The following is a 7,753-nucleotide window of genomic DNA, read 5'->3' as shown; positions in this document are numbered from 1 at the left end:
TGTGCCGACATCCACGAAGCCTTCCTCAGCCTCGGCTGCGCCCTGATCTGCTGGCGACGCCTCAGCTCATTGTGTTAGCAGTTCTTACACCAAACGCCCGACTGCATTGACCACTTGTGATCAAGCTTTCTGTTCAGGTCACCCGTTGACAGCACGATGAAGCCATTCACACTGATGCTACGGATGGTCCTCCGCTCGTGAGGCTGTCCGCTGGGGAATCCTTGCTGCGGGCGAGGGGGCGACAGGCTTCGCCGCGCAGAACGGCTCATTTCGAGCCGCTCTTATTGACTGAACTTCAAGTCAGGATGCGCACCATGGCCCAGCTTTCGGGGAATCTTGTCCACCCTTCGGCCCCGACGGAACAGAGTTACTTCCACCTCGACTTCGCCGTCCCGACGTTCCGCTACGACGCCGACACGTCTGTGGAGGCCGGGGACGGGGAACGGGCCCGGCATCGGATCCGGGTTTCGCTATCCAACCAGCGGACGGCGGTCGCCGACGACGGCTCCTACACGACCGCGATCCCCGATGAGGCGATACTCGGGCCGGATATCCGCGCGTTCGCGCAGTGGGTCGAACACGTCAGCCTGTGGGAGATGTGCTTCCCCCTGGATGTGATGGTGTCCGAGTCGGGCATCCCTGTCGGCGACCACACCTTCGAAGTGCTGTACTTCGCCCAAGGCCCCGCCCTCCAAACGCATGGTCTTCGCCTCGTGACGGCGAAGCTCTTCCTGGTCAATGCCGAGGTGCTGCGGCGCGTGCTGGGCGAGGTCGGCCAGCGGGATGACGAGAAGCACGAGCTGAACGTGCTGGCTGCGTTGGCGGCGCTCACTGTCGAGGTGGGCGGACGTCTCTCGCCCCGAGAGGTGACCGATGACGCCGTGATCGAGGTCGGCAGGAGGTTCGGGCTGCGCCCGGACATGGTCGCCTCCCTCCACAAGAATATCGAGGCGCTGACCGCGTTCGACGTGCCGGTGCCCGAGCGTGAGCCTCTGAGGCTGGCGGGAACCTTCACCATCACTGACGAGACCGAGGTAGACGCGCGGCAGCTTGCGTTCTTCCATCCGGTGGTGGATGTCCCTGTCCTCACACTGAGCGGCACGGTGCTGCGATCTTTCACCCCGCGGTGGCCGGCTGTCTCCGGCACCGCCTCGCTCCCGCTCGACTTCGAGTGGGAGCTGGATCCGCCTGTCAGCCTGAGCACGATCGTCGGTCCGGTCACGGTGAGGGTCAAGGGCTTCGACGGTTCGATCCTCTGGCAAGAGGCTCACCCCGCTGGGAGCGAAGACCTGACCGGCCTGGTGATCGAGGTGAAGAATCATCGGCCCCGCACGATCACACGCCCCGTTACCACTGCGGAGGACACGTCCAGCAGAAGGATCCGTGGGCAGGTCGTGGCGATGGATCCGAAGCAGCGAGTGGACTCCCTCACCGTCGTCGTTCAGGCGAGGTCGGCCTCCGACATCAATTGGAGGCTGGTCTCATCCGGGAAGACGGATGGTTCCGGCTACTTCACTCTTCCCTACCCGGCTGGGGAGTTCATCGCGGCTCAGGCGCTCGTCTCCGTCGCCCCGAACTCCCCGACCGATATCGGGATCACTGCACCCCAGCCTGACGGATCGACACTCGCCGACGACTTCGTGCATCTGCTGATCAGCGTGGAGGCTGCACCGCCGGCAGAAGACTGCGGCTGTGCTCGCCATGTGGGCCGCCTTCCCGACCAGGCCGACCTGATCCGGTCCGGAGAGTACACGCAGGATCTCGGCGGTGGCTGCATCAACGTCTCGACCCCGAACCGCACCCTGCGTGAGTACGACTTCACCGCGATCGTCCGGGCAACGGATCCAGACGTCGCGAGCTACACGCTCACCAGGCGCGCCGATGGAACCTTCGACCTCATCGGTGGAACATCCAAGATAGACCGGCGGCCCGTCGAGTTGGACAACCCCATCCGCTGGCAGGACTCGCCGTCGACCGGCGACAGCCTGAACTTCTACCAGGCCGTGACAGTGGCCACCGGGCATGTCCTGCACTTCAAGGCCGCCTTCAAGGCGGACGGCTATTCCCTCGGCGAGCTGGTCTACTCTCTGCCCTTGGCCCCTGGGCAGAAGAAGCAGGTGGTCGCCTTCGACATGGCCAACACTCTCGAGGCCACCGAGACCCAGCGTCTGCGCCAAGGGGAAAGGCTGGCCGCCGACCTCTTCGACGATCGGACGATCACCAACGGGCTCAGCGGTGCGCTGTCGGAGAGTCTCGCGGGGAGCAGCCGTGCCAACACGTCCGGCATGAGCGCCGGCTTGGGGGCCGCCGGCACGATCGGCGCGATCAGCGGCTCTCTGGGTGTCGCCGGAGGGTTCTCCAACTCGGACTCCTCCGCCTCTCAGAACGGCGCACGCGGGATATCCCAGTACTTCGGGGAGCGGCTGCGGCAGACGCTGAGCCAGAATGCCGAGGCGTACCGGGAGCTCAACGCATCCGTCGTGACCACGGTGCGCGATGGCCAGGAGTACTCGGTTGAAACCGAGGTGGTCGCCAATCACAATCACTGCCACTCAATGACGATGATGTACTTCGAGGTGCTTCGGCACTACGCCATCACCCAAGAGCTGTCTGACGTCTCCGAGTGCGTCTTCGTACCGCTGCTGCTCACCGAGTTCACCGCGGGCAAGGTCAGCCGATGGAAGGACGTGCTCTCGGCCAACCTGCTCCCCGTGCCAGCCGCGACCTACCTTCAGCCCTTCCCGTTCCGCCTCGCACGTCTGCCCGGGCATCCGCTGTTGAAGGCATTCGATGCCCTCGATCGATGGCAGACCGATTGGAGTCGGGTCGACTACCCCGTGGCCTCGTATGCCGAGGACGCGATCACCTCGATCAGCGGGGACTTCAAGGTCCGCGTCAATCTCCCCCGCCCGCCGACCCGGTTCGACCGCATCGCCAGCCTGCCGCTGACAACCGAGACCCGCACGTCCAAACGCACCGATGTCGAGGCGACGATCGCTGATGCGATTTTCACCGGTGGACTTTCCCTCCTTGGTGGGGTCTCCACCGAGAACGTCAGCGAGACGGTGATCGTCCGCCAGCGGATCTTCGACGCGTTCATGGAACTGGACGCCAACTACCAGACTGTGCGCCCGGCGGACTGCATCCGCGTCAAGACCTTCTCCGACCAGACGATCAGCCTGCCCGGTGGCACGAGCGTCACCCTGACGTTCTTCCAGAACGCGCAGGACAGGCAGCAGTGGGCGTCATACGCGACCCTTCTTGAGGATCCGGGGATCACGAGCCCCGAGAGCCTCCTGCAGCAGTACTTTGCCGGCAAGCTGATCTCGGAGTGGAACGGCATCTTCAACCGGGACCTGGCCCCCCTGCTCTTCAGCAAGCTGCTCGACTCCGTGGGGATCAGCCCGCTGAGCCTGGACCTCACCCCCACGAGCCGCTACAACGGCGGCGAACGGACGATCAGCGTCCGTGTGTCCGGCGGTGCCCACGCGGCTCGCAACACGCTGCCCGATCGGATGCGCCTGCACTCCAGCAGCGTTCCGGCCCACGCGGTCAGGTCGTTCACTACCCTCATCGTGGAGAACGTCAACCTGCGCTACCAGACCGCTCACTTCGACGGGGTCCTGCACCAGGGGTTCGCCGGTGGCGATCTCCTCGACGCCGACTTCGCCACGAGCGGTGTGCAGCTGAACACCCCTCTGACCTCCCAGGACAGGCGCAACCCGCGCAAGGAGGATCGGTTCCTCGCGGAGGAGCTCATCGCCCACCTCAACACGCACCTCGAGCACTACAACAAGGCACTGTGGCGAGGGCTGGACGAAGACCGCCGGTTCATGCTTCTGGACGGCTTCAGCATCCAGACCTACGACGACGACGGCCTTCCCGTAGGGATGCGCGCCCTGGCCTCCGTCGTGAAGCATCAGCTGCTGGACATCGCCGGAAACGCGCTCGTGTTCCCGGTCGCCGACGGGTTCCGGGTCTCTCAGTCGCTCATCATCGAGCGCGAAAGTCCGGTGTCGGCCTCCGACCTGCGCGACCAGTACGAACCGGAGTCTGCGGTGCCGCCGTACCGACTCAGCGTGCCCACGCGAGGCGTCTACATGGAAGCAGTCATGGGCCAGTGCGACGCGTGCGAGATGGTCAAGCCCAACTCCTCGCAGGATTGGGACAGGTTCCGCGCCGACGAGCCGACCGCGATCAACGCGGTCACCACCCCGACGCCGCAGCGCGTCGACTGGCGAGCCGTCTGGGCTCAGTTCGCCTCACCCCTCGTGGCGATGCAGGTCGCGCGCGAGGCCCCCGCGCCGGGTGCCGGACTGGCCGGCCTCTCGGACGCCCTCACGAAGGCAGGCTCGTTCGCCGACGTCACCGGGCTCGCAGCGAACCAGTCCAACGCGATGCAAACCTTCCTGTCGAATCAGGAGAACGCCAAGGCGTTCGCCTCGATGGCCCAGACCATGGCGATGCAGCAGCACAACTCGGAGAATTCCGGCGACATCATGCGCACGCTCGAGCAGGCCCGGAGCGGCGGCGCGGTCAGCGAAGCCGACTACCAGCAGCTGGTGCGGGACCATCTCGGACAGCAGATCGACGGTGGCAGTCGTCGCAGCGCCGAGGCGCGGGCTCAGGAGGTGAGGCAGCCATCCCTGACCAAGGCCGCGATCGAAGCGGTCGGAGAGGGCCACTCCGTCACCGCGCATTCCACCCGGCCCGACGGCACTCGCGAGTCGGTCGAGGTTCGCCCTACCGGCGAGCCGCCGATGGAAGCCGTTCACTACGACGTCCCGCTCGTCCCGCAGCCCAACAAGACGGCCTGCTGGGCAGCCTCGATGGCGATGATCGAGTCCTACCGGCGCAGTCGTGAGCGCCAGCAGAGCGTGACGGTCAGCGCCGCGGAGCTCGCTGAGGAGGTCGGCTACCCCTTGGAGCAGTCCTACGGGTGGGATCGGCTGGAGTCGGTGAAGGACTTCTACGACTTCGATGAGATCCCTCTCACCGGCACGCAGTACCCGAGCGCGACGCAGTGGCGATCCTGGCTGGCCGCCCACGGACCGCTCTACGTCACGGTCGGCGGTGAGCCGTCGCACGCGATCGTCGTCCATGGCATCAGCGGGGACGCGACGCCGGACGGGTCACGCCTTGAGATCCTGGACGCGTGGGACATCAACACCGCCTTCGACGACGACCCGACCCAGTTCAACCCGCCGAACACCGGAGCGCGATTGACGCTCACTGTCACCGAGCTGAACGGTCGCTTCAACGAGGGCGGGCTGTCGACCCTGGCGCTGTACGAGAACTGGCGTATCCTCTACCAGCCGACGAACAGCCCGACCGCCACTATCGCCCCGTCCGGAGCGGGCAACACACGAGTCTTCCGGATTCGCGCACTGAACCGGCTGCTGCCGAGCGATCCGGACATCGCGGCGAAGATGACCGTCTCGAGTGCCGCATTCAGCCGCGATCAGGTGCTGCGAGGCCCGAAGTGGCATCCGGTGAAGACCACGATTCCGGACGGGACGTACACGCTGATCATCGTCCCCGACAGCGCGGCCGCCGTGCCGGCCGACTGGCCATCCTTCGCTCGGCCGCCCGCGACTGGATCGCAGGCGAGCCGGGTCTGGATCGAGGAACGCGCCACCATCACCGTCGCAAGGGGGCGCGTCACCCAGGTGACGGGCAACCCGAACATCACGCTGTCCGGCGACTCCGTTACCGTCGGACTGCGACCGCTGTGGGCACATACTCCGTACCGTCAACCCCGCGCAGCGCCGCCTACATCGATCGTCGTCCACCACACCGGCCCGGGCGGTCCGCTGCCCTCTGGCTTCATCCTCGGACCCGAGAAGAGATCGGCGCATTACGTGATCACGCCCGACGGAACCATCGTCAAACTGGCGGACGAACGCACCGAGATCGCATTCCACGCCGGCGATTCCGCATGGCGTGGGACTGCTTCGCTGAATGACGTATCGGTGGGAATCGAAGTCGTCCACGTTAGCGGTCCGTACCCGGCGGTGCAGATTCAGTCGCTGACCACGCTCCTCGAACAATTGCGGGGCGCCTTCGCCGGCATCAAAGTGCGAGACGTGATCGCACACTCCGACTGCGGGACCGACTCCGGAGTCCTGGGCCGCAAGCTGTCCGACCCCGGTCGGACAATGGACTGGCCAGCCATCGAGACAGCCGGCCACGCTGTGGCACCAGCATCCGACGCCGCCACGTTCACGAGCCCGGTCGCCGACATCTACCACAAGTTCTTCGCGTCGAACGCCGGACGCCGAATGACACCGCGCGCAAGCACCGTGACTCCACTGCCAGCGGCGGTGGCTGCCGCGCACCGGGAACTGAAGGAGGATCTGCACACGATCGGGTACGCCATCCCTGCCCACGACCGCACCTCTGCCGAGTACACCAACTCGACCGCAAGGGCGGTGGCCTGCTTCATGGATCGCTACTTCTCCGGAGGCAGGGTGCGACCAGACGCCGAGTACTCCTGGAACGTCGACTTCCTCACGGCGCAGATGATCAAGAAGGTCCTCAAGACGGTGACGACTCCCTGACGCGCGCGCCTCGTGGGCCAGAACCGGTCGCAGCCGACCTCAGTCTTCGTCGGCGAGGATCGCCGTGCTCCCGCTCGTGAGCAGGATGCCGTCGGAGGCTCTGACGAGCTTGACCTCGACGATGTACTCACCCGGGCCGTCAGGAACCCAGATGACGGAGCTTCCGTGGTCACGCTCCGTGCTCGGCTCGATGCAAACGCCGACATGATCCGCGCGCCAGTGCGCACTCACGTTCGGGCCGTTCAGCGCCCAGCAGAGCACTATCGACTCCCCGGCGAACCATTTGAGGAAGTAGTTCACCGAGCGCCCGGCGGTGGACGTGGCTGGGATGGCTCTGTCGCCGGGCCTACGGAGACGCTGTCGACGACCTGCTCGTCGAAAAGATGTGCGCCCAGTTGGGCGTGCCGATTGAGGATGTCGTCAGCAACTGAGTTTGACCTCAGCCCACGATCCCGCAATCGGTCTACCCATTTCGGCACATGATCAATATCCACCGCCGATCGGACCGCCCCCTGTCCACCACCGTTTGCTCCACGTTGGCTCCAACGGCATGGCATGAGGAGTCACGCCCCACCACCAACTGACACCAGCATTCGGACAGAATCCCAGCTCAGCGGCACCTACTGATACCAGAGATCATGCACTGACAGAGGGCGGCAGGGGGTCGAGCTGACTCTTAATCAGCGGGTCCGGGGTTCGAGTCCCTGGCGGCGCACCATGACCGCAGGCCTCCGGTCTGCGGTTTTCGAAAACGGCTCGCCTCCGGCGAGCCGTTTCGTGTTTCACGGACTCCTGCGTGTTCGCGTGGACGGATCGCGGACCTCGGCCCTCGACGGCATCGCCGCGACGTCCTGGCCCGTGACCGCGCGGTAGCCGCCCCGCACATCTCGGTGTTCTAGCGGTCCCCGCTCGGCGAGGCCGCCCACGCCAGCTTGGCGGCACCGAGGACGCCTGCGCGCATGCCGAGACCGGATGCGCGCAGGGGCGGGGCCTCACGGAAGGTGAGTTTGGCGGCGAGGCGTTCGCGGAGCGGTTCGAGCAGCAGGTCACCGCTTTCGGCGAGCCCTCCGCCGATGACGATCGCGGCCGGGTCGAGGAGCAGCGTGTAAGAACTGCTAACACAATGAGCTGAGGCGTCGCCAGCAGATCAGGGCGCAGCCGAGGCTGAGGAAGGCTTCGTGGATGTCGGCACG

3 protein-coding genes are annotated in these 7,753 nt (G+C 65.7%); 1 reads left to right on the top strand and 2 read right to left on the bottom strand.

Translation table 11 applies throughout. The features are described 5' to 3' along the window. Positions 1-221: 221 nt before the first annotated feature. Positions 222-6,560: an N-acetylmuramoyl-L-alanine amidase gene (locus tag ABZ260_RS41875; RefSeq protein WP_355628879.1), complete on the top strand. Its 6,339-nt coding sequence runs from the start codon at positions 222-224 to the stop codon at positions 6,558-6,560. Between the two features lie 39 nt (positions 6,561-6,599). Here ABZ260_RS41875 and ABZ260_RS41870 read toward each other — a convergent pair whose 3' ends face one another. Both ABZ260_RS41870 and ABZ260_RS41865 read right to left on the bottom strand, forming a co-directional pair. Then, entirely contained in the window at positions 6,600-6,860 is a 261-nt protein-coding gene (locus ABZ260_RS41870; protein ID WP_355628876.1) for a hypothetical protein, read from the bottom strand. 595 nt (positions 6,861-7,455) lie between these two features. Continuing rightward, positions 7,456-7,662: an ROK family protein gene (locus ABZ260_RS41865; RefSeq protein ID WP_355628882.1), complete on the bottom strand. Its 207-nt coding sequence runs from the start codon at positions 7,660-7,662 to the stop codon at positions 7,456-7,458. Between the last annotated feature and the right edge of the window lie 91 nt (positions 7,663-7,753).

It is taken from the genome of Streptosporangium sp. NPDC006013, from assembly GCF_040614275.1.
Taxonomy (GTDB): Bacteria; Actinomycetota; Actinomycetes; order Streptosporangiales; family Streptosporangiaceae; genus Streptosporangium.
Note: the sequence above shows the minus strand (reverse complement) of the source record. Positions and strands in the feature narration are given on the sequence as shown.